Annotated in this window: 23 protein-coding genes; 16 read left to right on the top strand and 7 right to left on the bottom strand. The window is 63.2% G+C overall.

The window, feature by feature from the left end; translation table 11 throughout:
• Nucleotide 1: 1 nt before the first annotated feature.
• The 3 genes from fahA to J7359_RS03535 all read right to left on the bottom strand — a co-directional run bounded on the left by fahA (nt 2) and on the right by J7359_RS03535 (nt 6,477).
• Nucleotides 2–1,213 (bottom strand): fumarylacetoacetase, encoded by a 1,212-nt coding sequence (gene fahA, locus J7359_RS03545; RefSeq protein ID WP_209055157.1) that lies wholly within the window; start codon nt 1,211–1,213, stop codon nt 2–4.
• Between the two features lie 406 nt (nt 1,214–1,619).
• Nucleotides 1,620–5,258, bottom strand: coding sequence for a vitamin B12-dependent ribonucleotide reductase (locus J7359_RS03540; RefSeq protein ID WP_209055329.1), 3,639 nt, complete (start codon nt 5,256–5,258; stop codon nt 1,620–1,622).
• A 568-nt stretch (nt 5,259–5,826) separates the two neighbouring features.
• Entirely contained in the window at nt 5,827–6,477 is a 651-nt protein-coding gene (locus tag J7359_RS03535) for a GntR family transcriptional regulator (RefSeq protein WP_209055156.1), read from the bottom strand.
• A gap of 182 nt (nt 6,478–6,659) precedes the next feature.
• Between J7359_RS03535 and J7359_RS03530 the strand changes: the two genes are divergently transcribed.
• The 13 genes from J7359_RS03530 (at nt 6,660) to J7359_RS03470 (ending at nt 19,366) form a co-directional block, all read left to right on the top strand.
• Entirely contained in the window at nt 6,660–8,096 is a 1,437-nt protein-coding gene (locus tag J7359_RS03530) for a YfcC family protein (protein WP_209055155.1), read from the top strand.
• Nucleotides 8,097–8,335: 239 nt separating this feature from the next.
• Nucleotides 8,336–8,824: a twin-arginine translocation pathway signal gene (locus J7359_RS03525; RefSeq protein ID WP_209055154.1), complete on the top strand. Its 489-nt coding sequence runs from the start codon at nt 8,336–8,338 to the stop codon at nt 8,822–8,824.
• Nucleotides 8,825–8,829: 5 nt separating this feature from the next.
• The gene (locus tag J7359_RS03520) at nt 8,830–9,432 is read left to right on the top strand and encodes a ferric reductase-like transmembrane domain-containing protein (protein WP_247740157.1); all 603 of its coding nucleotides are present in this window, start codon (nt 8,830–8,832) and stop codon (nt 9,430–9,432) included.
• A 376-nt stretch (nt 9,433–9,808) separates the two neighbouring features.
• The gene (locus J7359_RS03515; protein ID WP_209055153.1) at nt 9,809–10,327 is read left to right on the top strand and encodes a hypothetical protein; all 519 of its coding nucleotides are present in this window, start codon (nt 9,809–9,811) and stop codon (nt 10,325–10,327) included.
• Between the two features lie 64 nt (nt 10,328–10,391).
• A complete protein-coding gene (locus J7359_RS03510) occupies nt 10,392–11,060 on the top strand; it encodes an HAD family hydrolase (RefSeq protein ID WP_247740156.1) in 669 nt (222 codons plus the stop codon).
• Nucleotides 11,057–12,016 (top strand): sugar-binding transcriptional regulator, encoded by a 960-nt coding sequence (locus J7359_RS03505; RefSeq protein ID WP_209055151.1) that lies wholly within the window; start codon nt 11,057–11,059, stop codon nt 12,014–12,016. The genes J7359_RS03510 and J7359_RS03505 overlap by 4 nt, the downstream gene beginning before the upstream one ends.
• Nucleotides 12,017–12,177: 161 nt before the next feature.
• A complete protein-coding gene (locus tag J7359_RS03500) occupies nt 12,178–13,500 on the top strand; it encodes a sugar ABC transporter substrate-binding protein (RefSeq protein ID WP_209055150.1) in 1,323 nt (440 codons plus the stop codon).
• 97 nt (nt 13,501–13,597) lie between these two features.
• Entirely contained in the window at nt 13,598–14,467 is an 870-nt protein-coding gene (locus J7359_RS03495; RefSeq protein ID WP_209055149.1) for a sugar ABC transporter permease, read from the top strand.
• 11 nt (nt 14,468–14,478) lie between these two features.
• Nucleotides 14,479–15,303, top strand: coding sequence for a carbohydrate ABC transporter permease (locus tag J7359_RS03490; RefSeq protein ID WP_209055148.1), 825 nt, complete (start codon nt 14,479–14,481; stop codon nt 15,301–15,303).
• Between the two features lie 11 nt (nt 15,304–15,314).
• Complete coding sequence (locus J7359_RS03485; protein WP_209055147.1) at nt 15,315–16,319, top strand: ABC transporter ATP-binding protein; 1,005 nt, start codon at nt 15,315–15,317, stop codon at nt 16,317–16,319.
• A gap of 131 nt (nt 16,320–16,450) precedes the next feature.
• Nucleotides 16,451–17,917 (top strand): mannitol dehydrogenase family protein, encoded by a 1,467-nt coding sequence (locus J7359_RS03480; RefSeq protein WP_209055146.1) that lies wholly within the window; start codon nt 16,451–16,453, stop codon nt 17,915–17,917.
• A 141-nt stretch (nt 17,918–18,058) separates the two neighbouring features.
• Complete coding sequence (locus J7359_RS03475; RefSeq protein ID WP_209055145.1) at nt 18,059–18,796, top strand: cytochrome c biogenesis protein CcdA; 738 nt, start codon at nt 18,059–18,061, stop codon at nt 18,794–18,796.
• A 12-nt stretch (nt 18,797–18,808) separates the two neighbouring features.
• A complete protein-coding gene (locus tag J7359_RS03470; RefSeq protein ID WP_209055144.1) occupies nt 18,809–19,366 on the top strand; it encodes a thioredoxin family protein in 558 nt (185 codons plus the stop codon).
• A 78-nt stretch (nt 19,367–19,444) separates the two neighbouring features.
• On the opposite strand, the gene J7359_RS03465 is transcribed toward J7359_RS03470, so the two are convergent.
• The 4 genes from J7359_RS03465 to J7359_RS03450 form a co-directional block, all read right to left on the bottom strand.
• Complete coding sequence (locus J7359_RS03465) at nt 19,445–19,813, bottom strand: YigZ family protein (RefSeq protein ID WP_209055143.1); 369 nt, start codon at nt 19,811–19,813, stop codon at nt 19,445–19,447.
• Between the two features lie 105 nt (nt 19,814–19,918).
• Nucleotides 19,919–21,004 carry an ABC transporter substrate-binding protein gene (locus J7359_RS03460; RefSeq protein WP_348524331.1) on the bottom strand — a complete coding sequence of 362 codons (1,086 nt, stop codon included), beginning with the start codon at nt 21,002–21,004 and terminating at the stop codon, nt 19,919–19,921.
• Nucleotides 21,004–22,398 carry a sensor histidine kinase N-terminal domain-containing protein gene (locus J7359_RS03455; RefSeq protein WP_209055141.1) on the bottom strand — a complete coding sequence of 465 codons (1,395 nt, stop codon included), beginning with the start codon at nt 22,396–22,398 and terminating at the stop codon, nt 21,004–21,006. The genes J7359_RS03460 and J7359_RS03455 overlap by 1 nt, the downstream gene beginning before the upstream one ends.
• A complete protein-coding gene (locus tag J7359_RS03450) occupies nt 22,382–23,053 on the bottom strand; it encodes a response regulator transcription factor (protein ID WP_209055140.1) in 672 nt (223 codons plus the stop codon). The genes J7359_RS03455 and J7359_RS03450 overlap by 17 nt, the downstream gene beginning before the upstream one ends.
• Nucleotides 23,054–23,240: 187 nt before the next feature.
• Between J7359_RS03450 and J7359_RS03445 the strand changes: the two genes are divergently transcribed.
• The 3 genes from J7359_RS03445 (at nt 23,241) to J7359_RS03435 (ending at nt 26,297) form a co-directional block, all read left to right on the top strand.
• Nucleotides 23,241–24,233 (top strand): tripartite tricarboxylate transporter substrate-binding protein, encoded by a 993-nt coding sequence (locus tag J7359_RS03445; RefSeq protein ID WP_247740155.1) that lies wholly within the window; start codon nt 23,241–23,243, stop codon nt 24,231–24,233.
• A 73-nt stretch (nt 24,234–24,306) separates the two neighbouring features.
• Nucleotides 24,307–24,738, top strand: coding sequence for a tripartite tricarboxylate transporter TctB family protein (locus J7359_RS03440; protein WP_209055139.1), 432 nt, complete (start codon nt 24,307–24,309; stop codon nt 24,736–24,738).
• Between the two features lie 11 nt (nt 24,739–24,749).
• A complete protein-coding gene (locus J7359_RS03435; protein WP_209055138.1) occupies nt 24,750–26,297 on the top strand; it encodes a tripartite tricarboxylate transporter permease in 1,548 nt (515 codons plus the stop codon).
• Nucleotides 26,298–26,441: the final 144 nt, after the last annotated feature.

Raw genomic sequence — 26,441 nt, 5'->3', positions numbered from 1 at the left:
GTCAGTTCGCCGGAAGGATCTTGCCGGTGCAGGGACCGAACCCGATGCGGTAACCGTCGCCTTGTGCGAATCCATAAAGCCCGATCCGGTCGCCATCCTCGATGAAGGTCCGGTCGGCGCCATTCACCTTGACCGGAGACTTGCCGCCCTGCGTCATTTCCAGCAGCGCGCCTGTCTGATCGGCGGTTGGTCCCGAGATGGTGCCCGACCCCAGCAGGTCGCCAACCCGCATCGGACAGCCGGACTCGGTATGATGGGCCAGTTGCTGGGCGCTGGAATAATACATCACGTTGTAGTTCGTCTCGCCCATCTTCTGGCCGTTCATGGTCCAGCCGACCGTCATGTCATAGAAGCCGGGACGTTCTTCACGCAGATAGGGCAGCAGGTCGTTGACCCGCGCCGCGCCTTCGCTTCGGAACGGTTCCAACGCGGCCTGGGTCACGATCCAAGGACTGATCGTCGTTCCCAGCGCCTTGGACTGGAACGGACCCAGCGGCTGGTATTCCCATGCCTGGATATCTCGCGCCGACCAGTCGTTCAGCAGCACATAGCCGAAGATCATCTGCTCGGCCTCTTCGACGCTGACGCGCTGCCCCATGGCACTGTCGGCGCCCACGATTGCGCCCAGTTCCAGTTCCAGGTCCAGCCGACGGCAGGCCGTCCATTCAGGGCCGTTCTCGGCCTTCACCTGACCCATCGGACGACGGATATCGGTGCCCGAGACCACCACCGAGGATGCCCGGCCATTATAGCCGATCGGCATATGCGTCCATTGCGGCGGCAAGGCGTTCTCGGGACCGCGAAACAGCACGCCCACGTTGAAGGCATGGTTCTTCGATGCGTAGAAATCCGTGAACTCGGTGACCCTGATCGGCATATGCAGCGTGGCCTTGTCCATCGGCACCAGCGGCACATCCTCGTCCGCGCTCTCTGTCAGCAGTTCGGTCAGCCGGGCACGAACCCGGTCCCATGCCGCCCGACCCAGCGCGATGAAATCGTTCAGCTGCGGTGCCCGAAAGGTGCCGCCCGCCTCAAGCATGCCGCGCGCCTCGCACTCGGCCAAATCAAGGATCATGTCGCCGATCGCGACCCCGCAGCGCGGCCCCTGCCCGTCCGAGAACACGCCGAACGGCAGGTTCTGGATCGGAAAATCACATCCTTCATCGTTCGCAGCCGATACCCGGCTGCGCAATGGCTGTTCGACCATCGGCATCTGATGTCCCCTGTGTCTGCTTCAGGTCCTGCCGGGCACACGAACGGACGCGTGGCAGGCAATCCCTTTTCCTGATCTGCTTAGCAGATTTCGTTTCAATTGCAACCATTATCGCGACGGCGTTATCGCGCGGTCGGAAACAAGGAAAGGATGTGGCCTATCCCGTCGTCCGACGGTCCATACACAGGGTTCGGTGTTACGAAGGAACTGCGGAACGGCGTCGTCACCGCCGCGCTGTCCAAAAAAGTCACCCCCCGCGATTGCTGCCACAACGCGGGGGGCGGGATGTCAGGATGCGCGCCTCTTGCCGGGCGGCTGGCTGCTTCGATAGGCGCGCGGGTAGGAGGGAGCCCCGCGCCCTTCGCCTGACATAAACTCGGGGGCCGCCGCAGCGGCCCCGGCTAGATCAGCTGCACCCCGAGGTGCCGCCGCAGGTATTGCACTTCATGCAGGTGCCGTTGCGGACCAGCGTGTAGTTGCCGCATTCTCCACAAGGATCGCCCTCGTAGCCCTGCATCCGCGCCTTGGTGCGGACATCCATCGCGGTGCTGGCGACCGAGGCGACCTGATAGCTGGCCGCCGCTTCGGACATGCCGCTGGCAACCGCCGATGACGATACGCCCCCCTGCAGCACCATCAGTTCCTGTGGCAGGCGCTTGCGCAGGTAACCCGCGCTGCTGATCTGTTTCAGCATCGTCAGGGATTTCAGTTCGGACTGTTCGCTGACGGGCGCGACGTTCTGACCCTCTTCCTCGCCGCCGCCCATGTCGTCGAAGCGCGCCCCTTCGGGCTTTACATGCGCCAGATCGGTGCGGTCCAGATAGCTGACGGCCAGTTCACGGAACACGTAGTCGAGGATCGAGGTCGCGTTCTTGATGCTGTCATTGCCCTGCACCATCCCCGCCGGTTCGAACCGCGTGAAGGTGAACGCGTCCACGAACTCGTCCAGCGGCACCCCGTATTGCAGCCCGACCGAGACGGCGATGGCGAAGTTGTTCATCATCGCCCGGAAGCCCGCACCTTCCTTGTGCATGTCGATGAAGATCTCGCCCAGCTTGCCGTCGTCGTATTCGCCGGTGCGCAGATAGACCTTGTGTCCGCCCACAACCGCCTTCTGGGTGTAACCCTTGCGGCGCTGGGGCAGTTTCTCGCGGTGGCTGCGCACAGCCTCCTTGACGATGATCTTTTCGACGATCTTCTCGGCGATGACGGCGGCCTTTTCCTGGGCGCTTCCGGTGGCAAGGATTTCCTCGGCCTCCTCGTCGTCTTCGACCAGCGCCGCGGCCAGCGGCTGCGACAGCTTCGATCCGTCGCGATACAGCGCGTTGGCCTTGATCCCCAGCGACCAGGACAGTTCATAGGCGGCCAGCGCATCGGCGATGGTGGCGCTGTTGGGCATGTTGATCGTCTTGCTAATCGCGCCCGAGATGAAGGACTGCGCGGCGGCCATCATGCGGATATGGCTTTCGACCGACAGATACCGCGTGCCCTTCTTGCCGCAGGGATTGGCGCAGTCGAAGACCGTCAGATGTTCGTCCTTCAGGAACGGCGCGCCTTCCAGCGTCATGGTGCCGCAGACATGGTCGTTGGCGGCGTCGATCTGGGCGCGGGTAAAGCCCAGGTGGCGCAGCAGGTCGAAGGTCGGATCGTTCAGCTTGTCTGAGGGAATGCCCAGGGTCTGCTTGCAGAACTCTTCGCCCAGGGTCCACTGGTTGAAGACGAAGCGGATGTCGAACGCCGTGGCCAGCGCCGCCTCGACCTTCTCGATCTCGCGCGGTCCGAAACCGTGACCGGCCAGCGCCGTGTGGTTGATGCCGGGGCAATTGCCCAGTGAGGCATGACCTACCGCATAGGCGATGATTTCCTCGATCTGGGCGCTGCCGTAGCCAAGCGTCTCCAGCGCCGCGGGCACCGACTGGTTGATGATCTTGAAGTAGCCGCCGCCCGCAAGCTTCTTGAACTTGACCAGCGCGAAATCGGGCTCGATCCCGGTCGTGTCGCAATCCATCACCAGACCGATCGTGCCCGTGGGCGCGATCACCGTGGACTGTGCGTTGCGGAAGCCGTGATCTTCACCCAGGGTCAGCGCCTCGTCCCAGGCCTCGCGGGCGATGGCGACCAGCCGCGCATCCGGGCAGTTGTCGGCGTCCAGTTCCACGGGGCGGACATTGATGCCGTTATAGTTGCCGATCCCGTGCGCGGCGGCGCGGTGGTTGCGGATCACCCGCAGCATGTGATCGGCGTTCTTGGCATAGCCCGGAAACGCGCCCAGTTCCGCCGCCATCTCGGCCGAGGTCGAATAGGCGACGCCGGTCATGATCGCGGTCAGCGCGCCACACAGGGCGCGGCCCTCTTCGCTGTCGTAACCAAGGCCCATGTTCATCAGCAGGCCGCCGATATTGGCATAGCCCAGACCAAGCGTGCGGAAATCATAGCTGCGCTGTGCGATCTCCTTGCTGGGAAACTGCGCCATCAGCACGCTGATTTCCAGCGTGACGGTCCACAGCCTTGTAGCATGCACATAGCCGTCGGCGTCGAACTGGTCGCCGGTCCAGAACTTCAGCAGGTTCATCGAGGCGAGGTTGCAGGCGGTATCGTCCAGGAACATGTATTCGCTGCACGGGTTCGACCCCCGGATCGGCCCGTCGGCGGGGCAGGTGTGCCAGGAATTCACCGTGTCGTGGAACTGGATGCCCGGATCGGCGCAGGCCCAGGCGGCGTGGCCGACCTGATCCCACAATTCGCGGGCGCTGACCGTTCTGGCGGTCTTGCCGTCGGTGCGACGCAGCAGTTCCCAGGGCTTGTCCTCTCGGACCGCCTCGAGGAACGCGTCGGTGACGCGGACCGAATTGTTCGAGTTCTGTCCCGAGACGCTGACATAAGCCTCGCTGTCCCAATCCGTGTCGTAGGTCGGGAATTCGATGCTGTCGAAGCCCTGCCGCGCATATTGCAGCACACGGTTGATATAGGTTTCCGGGATCATCGCGCGCTTGGCGGCGCGGATCGCGGTTTTCAGCCCGGCATTGGTGGCCGGATCGGTGGCGTCCGCCATCTCGCCGTCCCAAGCACGGATCGCGGCGAAGATCTCGTTCAGCTTTGCCTCGTGGGTCTTGGACCCGGCGACGAGGCTGACAACCTTCTGTTCCTCGATGACCTTCCAGTTGATGAAGGCTTCGATATCAGGGTGATCCATGTCGCAGATCACCATCTTGGCCGCCCGGCGCGTGGTGCCGCCCGACTTGATGGCGCCCGCCGCCCGGTCGCCGATCTTCAGGAAGCCCATCAACCCGCTGGACTTGCCGCCGCCCGACAGGCTTTCGCCCTCGCCGCGCAGGCTGCTGAAATTCGTGCCGGTGCCCGAGCCGTATTTGAACAGCCGCGCTTCACGGACCCACAGATCCATGATGCCGCCCTCGTTCACCAGATCGTCGCTGACCGACTGGATGAAGCAGGCATGCGGCTGGGGATGTTCATAGGCGCTGTTGGACTTGACCAGCTTGCCGGATTTGTAATCGACGTAGAAATGCCCCTGCGACGGACCGTCGATGCCATAGGCCCAGTGCAAGCCGGTATTGAACCATTGCGGGCTGTTCGGTGCGGCCATCTGGCGGGCCAGCATGTGGCGCATCTCGTCGTAATAGGCGCGGGCGTCTTCCTCATTGGAAAAATATCCGCCCTTCCAGCCCCAGTACGCCCAGGCGCCAGCCAGCCGGTCAAAGACCTGCCTTGCGCTGGTTTCACCGACATAACGCTGATCTTCGGGCAGATCGGCCATCGCGTCCGTGTCCGCTACGCTGCGCCACAAGAATTCCGGCACGCCCTTTTCCTTGACGCGCTTCAGGGCCGCCGGAACGCCGGCCTTGCGGAAATATTTCTGTGCGATCACGTCGCTGGCGACCTGGGACCAGCCCTTCGGCACCTCGACATTCTCGTTGCGGAACACGATCTTGCCGTCGGGATTGCGGATCTCGCTGATCGTGGTGGTGAAAGCGATGTCCCCGTAGGCCCCGCCGTCTGCTGTCGTAAAACGCCGTTCGATCTTCATGCCTGCCCTCTGGTCCTGATCTCTCTTGTCCCTCATCGGAAACCGGAACCGGACGCGCAGTCGGCCACCCCCGGACCTGCGGCAGATGCCGCAAGCCGGATGGTCAGGGACCACAGTCGTTGAAGTTCCAAATTCCCAGCCGTGCCGCGTCGGTGGTGGTCAGTGGCAGCTGCCACCATATCTTGTGCCGCTTTGGCCGTAGCACACAACCTGCCGCCTTCTTTCATCGCTTTCAACAGATTTTTTGCACGCGGCCGAGAGTGTTTTCCGTTGACAGAAGCGTGGACGGACGCCGCGCAGATTCGCACACAGCAATGTCCGAACAGAGTTGTCAGATCAGGGCACAGTAGGAAATTTCGTTTCGTTTACAATGCAGTACGAATTTGTCTTCAGGGTTTTTCCACAGGGTTATCCCCGATTCATCCTCAGGTTGCGCACAGCTGATGCAAAGGCGCAACAGCGTGCCGAGCTTCGTGCGGCAAACATTCGCGGGCCGCGATCCAAGGCTGCGGGGGCGCGTGTTCTTCCGATTCACCTCGACTCACTGGTCGAATAAGCCGTCGATCAGCTAGTGCCCGACGCCCCACCAGCGCAGCGTTTGCCCCAGATGACGTTCGATCTGTTCGACGGCCTCGCCAACATCGCCGTTCTGCAGCGCGGTGATGATATCCAGATGTTCCTGCATGGCGGGAACGACGCGGTCCGGCAAAAAGCTGCGCGCGTTCTGGATGACGGTGATTCGATTGCGATTGGACTGATAGGCTTGACGCAGGAATGGATTATCCAGGCCCGTCGCCATGAAATCATGCAGCGAAAGATCGGTGGCAAGCGCCCGGATAGACAGATCAGATGCGGGCTGAGAGCGCGCCTCTTCCAGCAAACGCTCGTGATTGTCGCGCAGTTGCGCCAGATCCTGCCGGCCTGCCGACAGAAGACGACGCACCCCCTCTTTCTCAAGCGCGGCGCGCATGTCCATGCAAGCCCGGGTTATCTCGGGCCCCGCGTCCATGATCATCACCCCGCGTTTCGGCAGGATCGTCAGCAGCGATTGCTCCTCCGCGCGCTTCACCGCCTCGCGGGTCGAGGCGATGGGAAATTCCAGAATCGCGGAAAGGCCCGGCATTGTCAGGAATTCGCTGCTGCGGACCCTGCCCGCTTTCAGCGCCTGCAGCAGCGCCGTAAACGCCTGTTCCGATTGCAGTTCCCGCGCCACATCCATGAAACACCCTTTCGATACGCGTTGATAGACTTTCAAGAATCCATAGCGAAACCATTCCGGAAACGCGCATAGTCAGAAGACTGACCTATCATGTAACATTTTACCAGAAATAAAACAAAGAATGCCAGATTCAACCGGCATCAGGAACAAGTCCAACTTGGCAAGACGACAGGGAGAAAAACATGTCGGACACGACCCACGAATCAACCGATGACAAGGCGTCGCGCGGTTTCCGCATGCCGCATATCTACGTCATCCTTTTCGTCTTCACCGCCATCGCCGCGCTGCTGACCCACGTGATCCCCGCCGGGATGTATGACCGGATCACGCTGCCGAACGGTCGGGTCGCGGTGGACCCGGACACGTTCCGCTATGTCGAGGCCGCGCCGGTCGGGCTGGAACAGTTCATGCTGGCGGTGCCGCGCGGGCTGATGGATGCGGCCCAAGTGGTGTTCTTCACCCTGATCATCGGTGGCATGTTCATGGTGATCCGCCGCACCGGTATCATCGATGTCGCGGTGGACAAGCTGACCCGTCGTTTTGCTGGGCGCAGCGTGCTGATGATCCCGGTGCTGATGACCACCTTCGCGGTCATTGCGACGCTGATCGGCACGCAGGAACTGGCGCTGGTCTATGTGCCGGTGATCCTGCCCCTGATGATCGCGCTGCGCTTCGATTCGGTCGTGGCGGTCGGCACCGCGCTGCTGGCGACGACGGCGGGGTTCACGGCCGGCGTGCTGAACCCGATCAATACCGGGCTGGGCCAGACCATTGCGCAGTTGCCGTTGTATTCGGGCTTTGGGCTGCGCGCATTGCTGTTGATCTGCCTGACCGTCGCCGCCATCGCCTATCTGATGCGCTATGCGCTAAAGGTTCGCGCCAATCCCGAACTCAGCCTGATGGCGGACGACGCGAAAGAGGCCGAAAAGCGTCGGGTCTATGTCCATGACGACGAAGCCGACGCGATGCGGTTTTCGCCCCGCCAGAAATGGGCCGGCATCGCGACGATCGGCTTTTTTGCGATCATGGTTTGGGGTGTGCTGACGCGTGGCTGGTTCATGACCGAGATGGCAGGTCTGTTCGTCATCATGGGCATTTCGGTCGGCCTGATCGCGGGGCTTACGACGACCCGGATCTGTGACGCCTTCAACGAAGGCTTCCAGGACGTTCTGGTCGGTGCGATCATCGTCGGTCTGGCGCGCGCCGTCGCTGTGATGCTGGAACAGGGCCAGGTCATGGACACGCTGGTTCACGGCCTTGGAAACCTTGTGGGCGGCCTGCCCTCGACCTTCTCGGCGCTGGGGATGTTCGCCTCGCAGTTCGGGTTCAATTTCGTGGTGCCGTCGGGCAGTGGTCAGGCGCTGGTGACGATGCCGATCATGGCGCCCCTGTCGGACTTGATCGGGGTCACGCGGCAAAGCTCGGTTCTGGCCTATCAGCTGGGTGACGGGCTTTCGAATATCTTCTTCCCGACCTCGGGCTATTTCATGGCGACCCTGGCGCTGGCCGGGGTCAGCTGGGATCGCTGGGTGCGCTTCTTCCTGCCGTTGCTGGGAATCTGGATCGCGATCGCGTCCATCTTCCTGATCTATGCCCAGTTGGTTGGCTGGATCGGCTGACCGGACCTCCCTTCCGGCGCGCGGGGTCTTGAACCGCGCCCCGCGCCTGATCCACGACCTGCGGCCGCGCCACCCATGGTGGCGCGGCCGCGAATGTTCATCATCAACATTGACTGCAAGTCCTCGTGAGGTCGGACCGCAGGCCTTTGGCGGGCGCCCCTTTCGCGCTAGGATCACTCCCGATGATGGGCGGCGGATGAGGCCGCCGTCCGAAAATCTGCACGCAGGAGGAAATGACGATGACCGATATCCTGCATGATCGCCGGACGCTGATCGCTGGCGGAACCGCCCTGCTGGTTGCCGGCGCGACCGGGCTGACCGTCCCAGCCAGGGCGCAGGGCGTGGCTCCGACCGCTTCGATGCGCGGAGGCGCCAACAACTATCTTCCCGGCGCACCGATCGTGGACCGCATCGGGGGCGGCGGCTTCTGGATGACGGGGACGGTGCGGCGCGCGGGCGATGGCGCACCGCTTGCAGGTCAGCGCATCCAGATCTGGGCGCACACCACCGAGGGGCACGAACGCGATCCGCACAGTCACGGCGCGACGCTGACCGACGCCGAAGGCGTGTTCCGGCTCGAGATGCCGCAGATCGTCCCGGCCTTTGGCCAGCCTCATGGCCATCTCGCCTATGACAGCGGGGATTTCGCGACCGTTTTCCTGCGCCCGGTGATGAGCAGCGCGGGCGACACCTCGCTGGAAGCTCATTTCGTGCTTCAGCAGGCCTGAACCGCTTGAGCCTTGGATCAATCCGCGCGGTCCTGACCTGGATCTGCATCGCGCTGCTGATCGCCGTGCCGGTCTTGATCGCGGCCCAAAGCCCGCTTCTGGCCTGGCGGAGGCCTGTCTATATCGTGGCCGGTTTTGCGGGAATCGTCGGAATGGCGCTTCTACTGCTGCAACCGATGCTGGCGGCGTCGATGCTTCCCGGATTGGGCGGCAGTCGCGGCCGCAGGCTGCACAGGCTCGTCGGCGCCGGCTTGCTGCTGGCGGTGATCATTCATGTCGCGGGGCTGTGGATCACCAGCCCGCCCGACGTGATTGATGCATTGCTGTTCACATCCCCGACGCCCTTTTCGGTGTGGGGCGTCATCGCGATGTGGGCGCTGTTCGTCACGACCTGTGTCGCGGTGTTTCGCCGCAAACTGCCGGGGTGGCGCGGGATTCATCGAAACCTGGCGATCGCCATCATGACCGGCAGCATCGTTCATGCGATGCTGATCGAGGGCACCATGGGGCCGACGTCAAAGGCGATGCTTTGCGCAGCGGTGTTCCTGGCGACGTTCATCGGGATCTTTTGGTCACGGCGCGCCCGCCGATCATGGCTGCGCCGCTAAGGCGCGATGCATACCGTTCTGACCGTTTCCCACTACGTTGGGGAGCACCTGAAACATCAGGCCGGACCACGCTTGCCGGACATGCTGCCGCCTGTGACGATCAAAGCTGCTTTCTTGATCTACAATTAAAGGTTGCAAGACGGGCGGCCCTTGTATTAGCCACACCGTTGCCCGATTGGATATCGAAGTCGGCTGCCGCCAGGCGCGAACCCACCCGGCCGAATATATATACACGACGTCGGATATGCGATAAACTTGCAAATAGTTGAAATTCAAACCGAGGCTGCCATCCGGCCAGGGATTAACGCACAGGCTTTCGGGCTATCATGTCGCGTCGGTCAGCCCCGTTGATGCGCAGGGAGGCTGTGTTTCCAGAATGATCCTCGTTCCCGCACTGATTGTCGCCGTGATATCCGGCCTCGTCGGCGCGGTGGCCTGCCTGATCGCCGGATACGGCATCAGGGCTTCGCTTGTCGCGTATTGGCTGTCGGGAAATCTGGGACTTATGGCTACAATGATGCCATCGCTTCTGTCGCTGGGGCCAAGTTCGGGAAATGCCGAAACAGTTCGCAAACCTCGGGTCGTGTTTCCGGCACTTTGGGCGGTGGCATGGATTTCTCTGGGGTTGGCCCTGATCGCCTGGCAACAGTTTCTTCCGGATCTGCAGGGCAATACGGTGGTCCGGCATGACGTCGCGGCGCTGTTCCACATCGCGCCGATCGGTGACGAACTCTCGATTGCCGAAGACCAGGGCGGAAAATTCATGGGCGCGATCATGTCGGTCGCGGCGTGGCTTGGTCAGTTGCCGATCTGGCTGCTTGGCCTGCTGGCCTATCTTTACGGGCTGACCCGGTTCTTCCTGACCGCCGCGAACCGCCTGACAGCTTCCGATTAGACCCCACGTTGTTGCGCCGCCGCTGCGCCCGTCTATGCTGCGCCAACCGGGCAGGAGGAGCGGGTTGCAGCTGGATCTGGTCATATTCGATTGCGACGGCGTGATTGCCGACAGCGAGGTTCTGTCGGCGACGGTGCTGATCGAACAGCTTGCAGCGTTGGGCATAGATGTCAGCCCCGGCTATGTCCGCCAGTATTTCCTGGGCCGCAGCTTTCCGACCGTCGCCGGGCTGATACGCGATCGGTTTCGCCGCCCGCTTCCGGATGATTTCGAAGCCCAGTATCGCCGCCGCCTGCTGGAATGCTATGAAACCGAACTGCACCCCACCCCCGGATTGATGCCGATCCTGTCATCCCTGACCGTGCCCTTCTGCATCGCCAGTTCGTCCTCACCGCCACGGGTGGCGCGGACGCTGCAGATCCTGGGGCTGGCCGGACGTTTTGGCGGCAATGTCTTCACCGCAAGTCAGGTCGCGCGCGGCAAGCCTGCGCCCGACCTGTTCCTGTTCGCGGCAGACAGCATGTGCGTATCGCCGGCCTGCGCGCTGGTGGTCGAGGACAGCCGCCCGGGCATCGACGCGGGGCTGGCGGCAGGAATGCGGGTGCTTCACTTCACTGGTGGATCGCATCTGCGCGGCGCGCCCGATCAGGTTGCCGATGTCCGGTCCTTTGACAACTGGTCGGAATTCCCGCAACTCTTGCTGGATCTTGAACAGGGGGCAGAACAGCCGTGAATTCTGGGCGCTTCACACCCGAGGCGTCGCGTCTGGACGATGCGGCGCGGGCGGGCTGGCTGTATTATGTTGCCGGCAACACGCAGGACGAGATCGCGCGCAAGCTGGGCGTCAGCCGCCAGTCCGCTCAGCGCCTGGTGGCGATGGCCGTCAGCGAAAAGCTGATCAAGGTGCGGATGGATCACCCCATTGCCCACTGCATGGATCTTGCCAGTGCGCTGTCCGACAGGTTCGAACTGAAGATCTGCGAGGTTGTTCCGTCTGATCCCGATGCGCCCGATCTGTTGACCGGCATCGCGATCGCCGCCGCGGCCGAGCTGGAAAAGACCCTGAAATCGCCGGATCAGAAGATCGTCAGCCTGGGCACCGGTCGGGCCCTGAAGGCAACCGTCGAACAGCTGCCGCGCATGGCCTGTCCGCAGCATATCGTGGTGTCGCGGCTGGGAAACATGATGCAGGACGGCTCGGCCTCGCCCTATAACGCGACGATCCGGCTGGCCGAACGGATCGGCGCACCGCATTTCCCCTATCCGCTGCCGGTTCTGGCCCAGGACGCCGAGGAACTGGCCGCGATGCAGCAACAGAAGGCCGTCGAGAACACCATCGCCCTGTGCCAGCGCGCCGATCTGTCGCTGGTCGGGATCGGGCAGATGGACCGCAGCGCACCACTGTTCGTGGACGGCTTCGTCAGCAGCGCCGAAATGGATCAGCTGGCCGCAGCCGGCGCCGCGGGCGAAATCACAAGCTGGGTCTATGACAGCCAGGGACGGGTGATCGACTGCGCGTTCAACGCCCGCGTCGCCTCGGCCCCGCTGCCCCGCGCCGCCGAACGTCCGGTGATCGCCGTCGCAACGGGCGAAGCGAAGCTGCCGGCGATTCGGGCGGCGCTGGCCGGAAAGCTGGTCAACGGGCTGATTACCTCGGAAGCGACTGCCTCAAAGCTTTTGAACGCTTAAATTGTGCAACTCCACGAATTCCGTGCGACAATCGACGACAATGCTGCCCTGATCACCTGTCAAGGAAGGCGCTGCAGGGTTCGGCATTGACATGTGTCGTCGAATGCGTGAGTATTTGCCCATCGGCGTGGCAATTGCCCACGCCGCCAAGGGAGGACATCATGAACAGGACTATCCGTGCCCTGATGGGCGCGACGGCGCTGTGCGCCACCGCCGGAATCGCCGCTGCCCAGGACACCACGCTGACCGTCGCGACCGTGAACAACGGCGACATGATCCGTATGCAGGGCCTGACCAGCGACTTTACCGAGAAGCATCCCGGTATCACCGTCGAATGGGTCACGCTGGAAGAAAACATCCTTCGCGAGCGGGTCACGACCGACATCGCCACGCAGGGTGGCCAGTACGACGTGCTGACCATCGGCACCTACGAGGTTCCGATCTGGGCCAAGCAGCAATGGCTGGTTCCGCTGGACGGCATGCCCGACGATTACGACGCCGACGACCTGCTGCCTGCGGTCAGCGAAGCGCTGTCCGTCGATGACAATCTTTACGCGGCGCCGTTCTATGGCGAATCCGCGATGGTCATGTATCGCACCGATCTGGCCGAGGCCGCCGGGATCACCATGCCCGAAAGCCCGACCTGGGCCGATATCAAGGCCGCGGCCGAGGCGATGACCGACAAGGACAACGAAGTCTATGGCATCTGCCTGCGCGGCAAGCCGGGCTGGGGCGAGAACATGGCCTTCCTGACCGCGATGGCCAATAGCTATGGCGCGCGCTGGTTCGACATGGACTGGCAACCCCAGTTCGAAAGCGAGGAATGGAATGCGGCGCTGACCGACTATCTGGACCTGATGACCAATTACGGTCCTCCGGGCGCCTCGTCGAACGGCTTCAACGAAAACCTGTCGCTGTTCCAGCAGGGCAAATGCGGCATGTGGATCGACGCCACCGTTGCTGCCAGCTTCGTGACCGACCCGGAAAGCTCGACCGTGGCCGACAAGGTCAGCTTCGCTCAGTTCCCCAACAAGGAAGGCATGGACAACCACGGCAACTGGCTGTGGGCATGGAGCCTTGCCATCCCGGCCTCGTCGCAAAAGCAGGATGCTGCCAAGCAGTTCATCGCATGGGCGACCTCGAAGGGCTACACCGAACTGGTGGCCAGCAAGGACGGCTGGCGCGCGGCACCTCCGGGTACCCGCACCTCGCTCTATGAGAACGCGGACTATCAAAGCGAAGCACCCTTCGCGGCAATGACCCTGCAGGCCATCAATGCGGCCAATACGCAGAAATCCTCGGTGCAGGACATCCCCTATACCGGCGGTCAGTTCGTGGCGATCCCCGAATTTCAGGGCATCGGCACCGCGGTCGGGCAGCAGTTCTCGGCGGCACTGGCAGGTCAGATGTCGGCTGAGGACGCGCTGAGCGCGGCTCAGGCCAACACCACGCGCGAAATGACCCGCGCGGGATACATCAAGTAAGTCACGCGACCGCGTCGCCCGGTATTGTCCGGGCGACGCCCTACGGGGGAAGCGCGCGGGCCGGACGCCCCGCCGCTGTCGGAGGAGGACACACGCCATGGCGACCCGCCAAACCGCGAGCCTTGCGCGGCTGATGCGCGCACCTGCCATCATTCTGCTGCTGATCTGGATGCTGATCCCGCTGGGGATGACGCTTTACTATTCGTTTCTCAATTACAACCTGCTGAACCCGGCGAACACAAGCTGGGCGGGCTGGTTCAACTATCAGTATTTCTACACCGACCCGGCCTTTTTCGAGGCGATCTGGAACACCATCGTCCTGGTCATGGGCGTGCTGTTGATCACCGTCTGCGGCGGCATCGCGATCGCCATGCTGATCGACAAGCCGATCTTCGGACAGGGCATCGTGCGGATCCTCGTGATCAGCCCGTTCTTCGTCATGCCGCCTGTCGCCGCGCTGATCTGGAAGAACATGATCATGCATCCCAGCTATGGCGTCTTCGCGGACATCGCCAAGTTCTTCGGCGCCTCGCCTGTGGACTGGTTCGCGACCTATCCGCTGCTGTCGATCATCATCATCGTGGCGTGGCAGTGGCTGCCCTTCGCGACACTGATCCTGCTGACCTCGCTGCAATCGCTTGACGGCGAACAGATGGAGGCAGCCGAGATGGATGGCGCACCCGCCATCAGCCGCTTCATCTATCTGACCCTGCCGCACATGGCCCGCGCAATCACCGTGGTCGTCCTGATCCAGACCATTTTCCTTCTGGGGATCTATGCGGAAATCCTTGTGACCACCAATGGCGGACCGGGCTACGCCTCGACCAACCTGACCTTCCTGATCTATCGCGCCGCCCGACTGAACTTCGATATCGGTGGTGCAGCCGCTGGTGGCATCATCGCGGTCATCCTGGCCAACTTCGTCGCCATCTTCCTGATGCGCGCCGTCGGCAAGAACCTGGACTGAGGAGGTCGGACATGGCACGCGCAATCTCTCGCAACAGCAAGATCGGGTGGACCGTCGCCGCATGGCTCGTGGCGCTGATCATCTTCTTCCCGATCCTCTATACCATCATTACAAGCCTCAAGACCGAACAGGAGGCGATCGCCGGTTTCGACCTGATCCCGTCCTTCTCGTTCTCCAGCTACGAGACGGTCCAGAACCAGAACAACTATTTCCGGCCGTTCATGAACTCGGTTGTCATCGCCGTGGGGTCCACCCTGCTGGCGCTGATCGTCGCGATCCCGGCCGCCTGGGCCATGGCATTCTCGCCCACCAAGCGGACCAAGGACATCCTGATGTGGATGCTGTCCACCAAGATGATGCCCGCCGTCGCGGTGCTGGTGCCGATCTACCTGATCTTCCTGCGCACCGGGCTGATGGATACCCGCACCGGTCTGGTCATCATCCTGATGCTGATGAACCTGCCGATCGTCATCTGGATGCTGTACACCTATTTCCGTGAAATTCCGGGCGAGATCCTGGAAGCCGCGCGGATGGACGGTGCGACGCTGCGCGACGAGATCCTGTATATACTGACCCCGATGGCCGTGCCGGGCATCGCCTCGACCATGCTCTTGAACATCATCCTGGCATGGAACGAAGCGTTCTGGACGATCCAGCTGACCACGACAAACGCGGCGCCGCTATCTGCGTTCATCGCGTCCTTCAGCAGCCCGCAGGGTCTGTTCTGGGCAAAGCTGTCGGCGGCATCCACCATGGCCATCGCGCCGATCCTGATCCTTGGCTGGTTCAGCCAGAAGCAACTTGTCCGCGGCCTGACCTTCGGCGCGGTTAAATAAGGAGAACCACGATGGGACGCATTACCCTTGAAGGCGTGGCCAAGCGTTTCGGCGATGTCGAAGTCATCCCGCCCCTGAACCTGGACATCGAAGACGGCGAGTTCGTGGTCTTCGTGGGCCCGTCGGGCTGTGGTAAATCCACCCTGCTACGGCTGATCGCGGGATTGGAGGATGTCAGCGACGGGCGCATCCTCATTGACGGGAAGGATGCCACCGACGAATCCCCGGCCAAGCGTGGCCTGGCGATGGTGTTCCAAAGCTATGCGTTATATCCGCACATGTCGGTCAGAAAAAACATCGCCTTCCCGATGAAGATGGCCAAGGTGCCGCTGGATGAACAGAACCGCCGCATCGATGCCGCGGCCAAGGCGCTGAACCTGACGGATTATCTGGAACGCCGCCCCGGCCAGTTGTCGGGCGGTCAGCGCCAGCGCGTGGCGATCGGCCGGGCCATCGTGCGCGAACCCTCGGCCTTCCTGTTCGACGAACCGCTGTCCAACCTGGATGCCGCGCTACGTGTGGGCATGCGGCTGGAAATCAGCGAACTGCACAACCGTCTTGAAACGACGATGATCTACGTCACCCACGACCAGGTCGAAGCAATGACCATGGCCGACAAGATCGTCGTTCTTCACGCAGGCCGGATCGAGCAGGTGGGATCGCCGCTGGAACTGTATCTGCGCCCCAAGAACGCCTTCGTCGCCGGGTTCATCGGCAGTCCCAAGATGAACCTGTTTTCGGGCGAGACGGCGGCGGAATACGGCGCCGCGACCATCGGCGTGCGCCCCGAACATATCGGCGTCTCGACCGAGGGCGGGAAATGGAAAGGCCGCGTCGGCGTCAGCGAGCATCTGGGATCCGACACGTTCCTCTATGTCGAGGACACCGGGCTGGCCGAGACGATCACCGTCCGTTCTGACGGTGAGGTTCGCCTGCGCCACGGTGACACCGTCTGGCTGACCCCGAACGAGGACAAGATCCACAAGTTCGACCAGGGCGGCGATCGCATCGACTGATCTGCCCTCAACCGCAGTCGGAGGCCCTCACACAAGGCGATCCGGCTGCGGTTTCCGGACCCGCCGCCTCGCCGCACAGCAGAACCGATCCGCGCCCGACCGGCGTGACATACCCGATGAAAGGTCCAGACATGGCCATCGCCCTGACGAGTTCCGCACTGAACGATCTGCCCGCCACGGTCGATCGTCCCGGCTATGACCGGGCCGGTCTGAAGCCCGGCATCCTGCATGTCGGCGTGGGCAATTTCCATCGCGCCCACATGGCCTGGTATCTGGATCAGCTTTTCGAGGCGGGCGAAGGGCATGACTGGGCGCTGGTCGGCGCCGGTGTCAGGCCGGGCGATGCAGCGATGCGCGACCGGCTGGCCGCGCAGGACTGGCTGACGACCGTGGTCGAACTGGATCCCAAGGGTCTGAACGCCCGCGTCATCGGCTCGATGATCGACTTCGTCGAGGTCGAACCCGCGAAGGTCATCGATGCAATGGCCGATCCCGCGATCCGCATCGTGTCGCTGACCATCACCGAGGGCGGGTATTACGTCGATGCCAAGACCGACGGTTTCGACGCCGCGCATCCCGACATGGCCCATGACGCCGCCCATCCCGACGCGCCGCGCAGCGTGTTCGGCATGATCCTGGCCGCGATGCGCAAGCGTCGCGCGGCGGGGCACGATCCCTTCACCGTCATGTCCTGCGACAACCTGCCGGAAAACGGCCATGTCTGCGCGCGGACGGTGACCGAACTGGCCCAGCTTTCCGATCCCGCGCTGGCCGAATGGGTCCGCCAGAACATCGCCTTCCCGAATTCAATGGTGGACTGCATCACGCCCGCGACCTCGGACCGTGAACGGGCGCTGGTGCGCGACAGGTTCGGGATCACCGATGCGGTGCCGGTTGTATGCGAGCCGTTCCGCCAATGGGTGCTGGAAGACAATTTCCCGCAGGGCCGCCCGCAGCTGGAAAAGGTCGGCGCCGAATTCGTCGCCGATGTCAGCAAGCACGAATTGATGAAGCTGCGCATCCTGAATGGCGGCCACGCAGCCATCGCCTACCCCTCGGCGCTGCTGGGGCACCATTTCGTGCACGACGCCATGGCCGATCCGCAGATCGAGGCGTGGCTGCGCGCGCTGGAATCGCGCGAGATCGTTCCGACCCTGACGCCGATCGACGGTGTGGATTATGCCAACTATCTGGAACTGATCGTCAGCCGCTTCGCCAATCCCGAGATCGGCGACACGATCCCGCGCCTGTGCCTGGACGGATCGAACCGGCAGCCGAAATTCATCCTTCCGACGCTGGCCGACGCGCTGCGTCATGATTTCCCCATCGACGGGCTGGCCCAGGAGGTCGCCTTCTGGTGCCGCTATTGCGAACGCACCGATGAGGCCGGCAACGAGATCGCCCCGAACGACGACAACAGCGACGCCTTGCGGGAATTCGCGCTGGCCTCGCGCAAGGATCCCTTGGCCTTCCTGTCGAACCGCACCGTGTTCGGGCCGCTGGCCGACAATCCCCGCTTTCAAGAGGCGTTTACCCGCAAACTGAAGCTGGTCCAGGAACAGGGCGTGGCGGCGGCGATCAAGGCCTATCTGGGCTGATCGCGACGCACCGACCTGAAGACGAACGCAGATCGACGTCGCACAGGACCATAAAAAACGCGGACAACCCCTTCACATATTCGCATTCATGATTGACTGTTTTCCCTCGTCAAACGACGATGCGCGTGAAGGGGGATCGACATGCTTGAGATCGGCTATTGGGGCGCTGCCGTCGCGGGCATCCTGTCTTTTCTGTCGCCGTGCATCCTGCCGATGGTGCCGTTCTACCTGTCCTACATGGCCGGCATCTCGATGGCGGAATTGCGCGGGGATGGCCGGATCGCGCCGGGCGCACAGCGCCGCCTGATCGCGTCCTCCATTGCCTTCGCGTTGGGGGTGACGTCCATCTTCGTGCTGCTGGGACTGGGCGCAACCGCCCTTGGCCAGGTCTTTGCGCAATGGAAACAGCCGCTGTCCTATGTGGCGGCAGCAATTCTGTTCGTGTTCGGGCTGCATTTTCTGGGCGTCATCCGCATTCCTTTTCTGTACCGCGAGGCGCGGCTGGACGGCCCGGCCAAACCCTCCAGCATGCTTGGCGCCTATGTCATGGGTCTTGCATTCGGCTTCGGCTGGACACCCTGCGTGGGACCGGCGCTGACGGCGATCCTGCTGGTCGCGTCCGGCACCGGCGATCTGCTGCGCGGCGGCACATTGCTGCTGGTTTACGGGCTGGCGATGACGCTGCCCTTCGTTCTGGCGGCGTTCTTCGCCCGCCCCTTCCTTGCCTGGGCCAATCGCAACCGCAGATATCTGGGCTATGTGGAAAAGGTGATGGGGGTCATGCTGATCCTGTTCGCCGTTCTCATCGCCACCAACACCGTCAACCTGATCGCCGACTGGATGATCCGGAATTTCGACTGGTCAGCGACCATCACCTGAGGAGGCACCAAGATGAGCTTTATCCGCATCACCCTGCTGGCGCTGTCGCTGGCCCTGCCCGTCCAGGCCGCGACGATCGGCGATGACGGGCTGCACAAGGAACCCTGGCTGCGCGAGACCTTCAAGGATCTGCGCGAGGATCTGGCCGAAGCCAATTCGGAAGGCAAGCGCCTGATGATCCTGATCGAACAGCGCGGCTGCATCTATTGCAAGAAGATGCATGAAGAGGTGTTTTCCGACCCCGAGATCGCGCAGGACATCACCGACAACTATTTCGTCATCCAGATCAACATGTTCGGAGATGTCTCAGTCACCGATTTCGACGGCACCGAACTACCCGAAAAGGAAATGGTGAACCGCTGGGGCGCGATGTTCACGCCGACGATGATCTTCCTGCCCGAAGAGGTGGCCGAAGGCCAGACCGCCGCGCAGGCCGCGGTGGCCACCATGCCGGGCGCCTTCGGCAAGGGAACCACCGCGGCGCTTCTGGAATGGGTTCGCGACCACGGCTATGAAAACGGCGAGAATTTCCAGAAATATGTGGCCGAAAAGATGAATGCCGCCGAATAGTCGAGGACTGCGGCTGCGCCTGAGGCGGATCGGAACGAAATCAGCGTATCCAGACGCTACCTTGTGCCGCCGTCTCGCCTATGCACTCTGATCGCCAAGCCCGGTTTCGCGCAGATACAGCCGCACCGCATCCGCGACATGGCGGAACCTGTCGCCGCCCAGATGTTTGCCGCCATACCATCGGGTGACGATCACGACGTGATCGACAAGCCCCGCACGTTCCAGCATCTGCAGCATAAGGGCGCCTGCCCCCGCCTCGCCATCGTCATCTTTCACCGGCTCGCCCGACAGGATTGCCGCCCATGTGTTGTGTGTGGCCTTCGCGAAACGCTTGTTGCGCTTCAACTGCGCCAGCAACGCCGCCGCCTCTTCGCGGCTGGTGGCCGTCCCGCCCGACACTGCATATCGTGACCCGCGATCCGAGATGATCTTGTCAAAGACCTGCATTTCTTCTTTGTCCAAATACCTCGCAATATCTATCACTTGCGGGACGTTTGCGCCATGGTGCCGATCCCCGAACCTTGCGGATCTGCATCGTGGTCCGGGCATCGCCTATTCCGACGGTGTCGCCGCCCCACGCTTTGGCCGGGCAAAGGTGTCGCGCCACAGCGCAAGGAAATTTGCCCGCTTCTGCCGGTCAAGCCCGACCAGCAGAACCGGCGACAGCGGAATGGGGCGCAGAACCGCCTCGTTCTGTCCCAGGCTGTCCGGCGCCACCGCCGTGGCATCGCCATACAGATGTTCGGCGGCCATGGCCCGCCGCCCCTGATCCGAGACCAGGAAATCCAGAAGCAGGCCTGCCGAAACCGGGTTCGGCGCATTCCGGGGGATCATCGCGCCGCGCGACAGAACCAGCGTATAGTCCTGCGGCGCCACGACGACCAGGTTGTCCGCCTGCTCGGCACGGTCCAGCGCATAGGATCCCAGAACATTATAGGCCAAGACATATTGCCCGCTGGCCACGCCGTCGATGATCTCGGCCGAACAGCAGGTGGATACGGCACGGCTGCGCGCGAAGGCCTCGATCAGGCTGCCGAAGGTGGTCGCCTGCTGTGCGTCCACGAATGCGAACAGATAGCCAAGCCCGGATTCCTCGATGTCATAGGTCGCGACCTTTCCCTCGTACCGGCTGCCCTCTGGCCGCAGCAGGTCGATCAGATCGAAACGCGTGCGCGGCGCCTCCTGCGCGGGCACGACGTCGCTGTTATAGACCATCACCGCAGGCTCCTGCGTGATTCCGAACAACTCGTCGCGCCAGTTCGCCTCGGCCGGCAGCGCCTCGGTCAGGGGCGAGATGTGCGACCGCGCGCAACCGTCATTGACCAGCTTCACCTGATGATCGACAGCAGAGCTGATCAGCAGATCCGCCGTCTCTGCGCCGGACCTGCACTCGGCCAGGGAAACGGCGTAAAGATCATTCGATCCCCATTGCTCATAATCGACGCGGATATCGGGATTGGCGGCCACGAACCCGTCAAGCACCGGGCCGAACAGGGCGATGTCGGTGGTGCTGCGAACCAGGATGGCAAACGGCGCGTCGGACCGGCCATAGTCCTGCGTGGCTTCCGGCACGGGCTGCGCCAGCGCCGGCGCAGCCAGGCACGAAATCAAGGGCAGCAGCATCCTCCAGCCAGCCATCATCGCGCCCCGTTTTCGGCAAGGGGCAGCACGATCGCCGCCTCGAACCCGGACGGCGTGCCCGTCCGAAATTCCAGCCGGCCGTGATGCGCCGCCGCGACCGACTGCACGATCGCGAGACCAAGCCCCGCGCTTTTCGCGGATACGCCGCTGCTGCGGGCAAAACGCGTCCCGGCCTCGTCCCAGTAATCGTGCGGTATCCCCGGACCGGCATCCCGCACCAGGATCCGCGCGCGGTCCCCATCCTGCGCGACCGAGACCCGAACCGGATCGACCCCGTGACGCAGCGCGTTTCCGGCCAGATTCTTCGTGGCCTCGATCAGCGACAGGGCATCGCCGTCGCACCATACCGGGTCTTCCGGCAGGTCCAGCATCGCAGCCGTCCGGCCATCCCGCACCGCATGATCGACATGTTCGATGGCGTCGATCACCACCTGTCGCAGATCCACGCGCGCCAGCGGCACGGAATCCGCGCGATGAATGATCAGGGCATGGTTCAGAAGCTGGTCGGTCAGATGGCTCAGATTGACCGCGCGGGCGTGAATCCGGTGAACGATCCTGCGCAGTGCCTCGGGATCGTTTTCTTCTTCTGCAAGTTCGGCCTGCACCCGCAGCGCGGCGATCGGCGTGCGCAGCTGGTGCGAGGCATCGGCGATCAGGTTGCGCATGATCCCCACCTGCCGGTCAAGCCGCCCCATGAAGCGATTGAGCGCCTGCACAAGGCTGGAGATCTCGCGCGGGACGGCGACATCCAGCGGGGTCAGGTTCTGCGGCGAGCGGCCTTGCAACGCCGTCCCGACCCGGTTCACCGGCGCAAGCGCCGCTCGCACGGCCAGAACCGCCAGCCCCGCCATCACCAGGGCGACCAGCCCGGCCGCGATCACGGCGTTGCGGGTAATCTGCGCGGCCATTTCTGCGCGGGCGCGCAGCGTATGGCCCACGACCACCTCTACGGTGCCGGCATAGCTTTGCTCGGCGAAGGGGCGGGTGACGCGGATGGCGCGGATCGGCTCGCCCGCGAATGTCGCGTCGTGAAATCGCCGGCCCTCGGGAAATGGCTCCAGCCCTTCATAGCCGGTGACCAGCCCGCCATCGGCCCCATAGACGGCGTAGATCACACGATCCTCCGGCGCCAGGGACAGCAGCTCGAACGCGCCGACCGGCAGATCGACCGACACCGCGCCATCCTGCAGCGTGATCGAACGTGCGATTTGATCGGCCGCCCCGACAAGCAGTCGGTCAAAGCTTTGCTGCGCCGCCTGACGACCGTAGGAAAACGCCGCCACGGCGACGGCGACCCCGCCAAGCGCGAAGATCAACGCGAAAGCCAGCGCAAGGCGAAGGGTCAGCGACCCGCCTTTGCCCGCGATCTCACGATCAGCTATCTGCGACAAGCTGGTAACCCAGGCCCCTCAGCGTGCGGATGGCCACACGGCTTGGCTGCAACTTGCGGCGCAGCCGGGCGACATACAGCTCCACCGTGTTGGTGCCCACCTGTTCGTGATCAAAGGCATACATGCGTTCGAGAATGCGTTCCTTTGGAATCACCCGACCGCGATTGGCCAGCATGATCTCAAGCAGGCTGAATTCGCGGCGCGTCAGCGTCACCGGCGCGCCACCGATCTCAAGGCTGCAACCGGCCGGATCGAACAGCAGATCGGCGAACTCGATGCAGCCCGCGACATCGCCGCTGTTGCGCCGCATCAACGCACGCACCCGCGCCTCCAGCTCGCGCAGATCAAAGGGCTTCACAAGATAATCGTCGGCCCCGCTGTTCAGCGCCGACACCCGGTCATCGATATCCGATTGCGCGGTCAGCATCAGCACCGGCGTGGCCTTGCCCGCGGATCTCAACGCGGCAAGCACCTCGGTTCCCAGGCCGTCGGGCAATCCGACATCGAGAATGGCGATGTCATAGTCCTGCACCGCAAGATAATCCTGCGCGGCAAGAACGGTCGCGGCATGATCGACGGCGTCACCGCGCCTAGTGAACATGGCCGAGATCGCCTCGGCGACATCCATCGCGTCCTCGACCAGCAGGATACGCATCGGACACTTCCTCCCCACGGCCCCCTCTGCCGTGACGGCCCAGTATAGGCCTTCGACCCTTTCTGACAATTGCGGATTGCGCGGTGTGACAGCTTCGCGACAGCCTCGCGTAGTACCACAGGGAAGGTCCGGCGCGGAGAGAGGCGTCCGGACGCCACACGACCCCGACGGGAGGAGTAACAGCAAGATGAAACCGAACATGATTTTCGGCCGCGCCTTTGCGGCGGCGATCCTGGCCACGACCATCATCGGCGGCCCTGCGGCGGCCTTCGAACCCGAGGCGACCGAATGCATCGCCCCGGCCAACCCGGGCGGCGGCTGGGACTTTACCTGCCGGCAGTTCGGCAAGGTCGCCCAGGATATAGGCGCGATCCCCGGCACGATGCAGGTGGTGAACCTGTCCGGCGGCGGCGGCGGCGTCGCCTTCGCCGAAGTGGTGAACAAGCGCAACGACAGCAACGATCTGGTGGTCGCGGCCTCGACCGCCACGGCGACGCGGCTGGCACAGAAGGCCTATCCCGGCAACACCTCTGATCAGGTGCGCTGGCTGGGATCGCTTGGCGCCGATTACGGTGTCATCGCGGTTGCCGCCGACAGCGAGGTCGAGACGCTGCCCGAACTGCTGGACATGATCAAGCAGGACCCACGGTCGATCTCGATCGGTGGCGGTTCGGCGGTCGGCGGCTGGGACCATCTGAAGGTGCTGATCGCCGCGAACGAGGCCGGCATCGAAGACGTGCGCAGCGTCAAGTATATCGCCTTCGCGGGCGGCGGCGAGGCGATCACCCAGCTTCTGGCGGGATCGCTGCAGGCCTATACGGGCGATCTGTCCGAAGCCAAGGGCTTTGTCGATTCCGGCGACATCAAGGTGATCGCCGTGCTGGCGCCCGAGCGTCTGGACGGTGAATTCTCGGAATTTCCGACCGCCATCGAACAGGGCATCGATGCGGTGGGCGCCAATTGGCGCGGTTTCTATGCCCCCGGCGGGATGAGCGACGAGGCCTATGAATACTGGGCCACGACCATCCACGACGTCTATGAAAGCGACGAGTGGAAGCAGGTGATGCAGACCAACGGCCTGGCGCCGCTGGATCTCAGCGGACCCGAGTTCCAGGAATATGTGGACGCCTCGATCGCCCGCATCGAAGAGCTGTCGCGCGAGATCGGACTGATCAAGTAACCATGCCGCATCCGCCAACGTGCTTCCGGCCGCGTGGCCGGAAGCCTTGGGCACATCATCAAGGGAGGTCACAATGAGCGACCGCATCTTCGGCGGGATCGGGCTTGTTCTCGCCATCTTCTTCGGCATTCAGGCGACGATGATCGAAGTCGCCTTCATGAGCGACGCCGTGGGGCCGTCGGTCTTTCCGATCATCGTTGCCACGATCATGGGACTTGCCTCGATCTATTTCCTGGTGAAGCCGGATCCCGCGCCGGACTGGCCGCAGGCCGGGCGACTGGCTGAAATCGGCTTCGCGGTCCTGGTGCTGTTCGCCTATGCGCAGCTTTTGCCGGTGCTGGGCTTCGTCGTCGCGACCATGTTCGCAGCCGGATATCTGGCCTGGCGGCTTGGATCGAAACCCCTCGAGGCAGTGCTGGTCGGCATCGGAACCTCGGTCGGCATCTATGTGGTGTTCCGGCTGATCCTGGGCCTGTCGCTGGCCCGTGGCCCCTTCGGATTCTAGGACCCTGATCAATGGAGCTTCTTTCATCTCTCGGCGACGGATTTCTTGTCGCTCTGACCTTCCAGAATATCGGACTGGCGCTTCTGGGCTGTCTTCTCGGCACCATAATGGGCGCCCTGCCCGGTCTTGGTCCCTCGAACGGGGTCGCGATCCTGATCCCGCTTGCATTCACGCTTGGCCTTGACGCCACGCCGGCGCTGATCCTGCTGACCTCGGTCTATTACGGGGCCATGTATGGCGGGCGGATTTCATCGATCCTGCTGAACATTCCCGGCGACGAGCCGGCGATGATGACCTGTCTCGACGGCTATCCGATGGCGCGCAAGGGCCAGGCGGGCGAGGCGCTGGCGCTGTCGGGCATCGCATCCTTCGTGGGCGCGTTCTTCGCGACCTGGGGCCTGGTCTTCCTGGCGCCACAGCTTGTGAAGGTGGCGCTGCTGTTCGGTCCGGCCGAATATTTCGCGCTGTTCGTTCTGGCCTTCGCCACGCTTGGCGGAATCAGTTCGACCAACCAGGCCAAGGCGGCCTTCGCGGCTGCACTTGGGTTGGGGCTGGCGATGATCGGTGTCGATACGCAGACCGGGGTTCCGCGCTTTACCTTCGGCGAGGTGCATCTTTACGACGGGATCGACTTCCTTGTCGCCATCGTCGGACTTTTCGCCCTGTCCGAAGTGTTCATCTTCCTGGAACATCGCGGCACGGATAAGGATTCCTCGACCGGGCCCAAGGTCCAGATCGGGCGCATCATTCCACCCTGGAGCATGGTCCGGTCCTGCATCCCGACCATGGCGCGCACCTCGGTCCTTGGCTTCATCGCCGGTGTCCTGCCGGGTGCCGGGGCCTCGCTTGGCTCGTTCATCTCCTACTCGATGGAAAAGCGCCTCGTGGACCGCGAAAACACCTTCGGAACCGGGGATCCGCGCGGTGTCGCCGCCCCCGAGACCGGCAACAACGCCGCTGCGGGAGGCGCGCTGGTGCCAATGCTGGCGCTGGGGGTGCCGGGGTCCGGGACCACGGCCGTTCTGCTGGCGGTGTTGCTGGCGTTGAACATCACGCCGGGGCCGTTGCTGTTCACCAACAACCCCGACGTGGTCTGGGGCCTGATCGCGGCCCTGTTCATCGGCAACGTCATGCTGCTGGTCCTGAACATCCCGATGATCGGTCTGTTCACGCGGGTGCTGATGGTGCCGCCGCGGATCCTGATGCCGATCGTCGCGATGATTTCCTTTGTCGGCATCTACGGCATCTCGGGCTCGACCTTCGATCTGGTCGTGATGATCCTGTTCGGCATCGGCGGCTGGGTGTTGCGCAAGCTGGATGTCCCGCTGGTCCCGATCATCCTGGGCACGCTTCTGGGCAACGAGATGGAGGTCAATCTGCGCCGCGCCGTCACCATCGCCGATGGCGATTATTCGGTGCTGTTCGGATCACCCCTGACCATCGGCCTGTGGAGCATCGCGATCATCGGCTTCATCATGCCCATGGTCGCCGGCAAGATGCTGAAGCGGCGCATGCAGCTGGCGAAGAAGACCGGCGAAGACACCGATCTGGTCGACTGACACCTGTCTTCCGTGTGAAAAACCAGCCCGCCCGGCGCCAGCCTGGGCGGGTTTTCGTTCCGGAAGGCCCCGTTGCCACGCAAAAAGCCCCCGGGCATGTGCCGGGGGCTTGGGCTTTCGGAACATGGCGACGGCCGGCAGACC

The organism is Paracoccus sp. R12_2 (assembly GCF_017744015.1).
In the GTDB taxonomy this organism is placed as follows: Bacteria; Pseudomonadota; Alphaproteobacteria; order Rhodobacterales; family Rhodobacteraceae; genus Paracoccus.
This window is presented reverse-complemented; position numbering and strand designations above follow the sequence as displayed.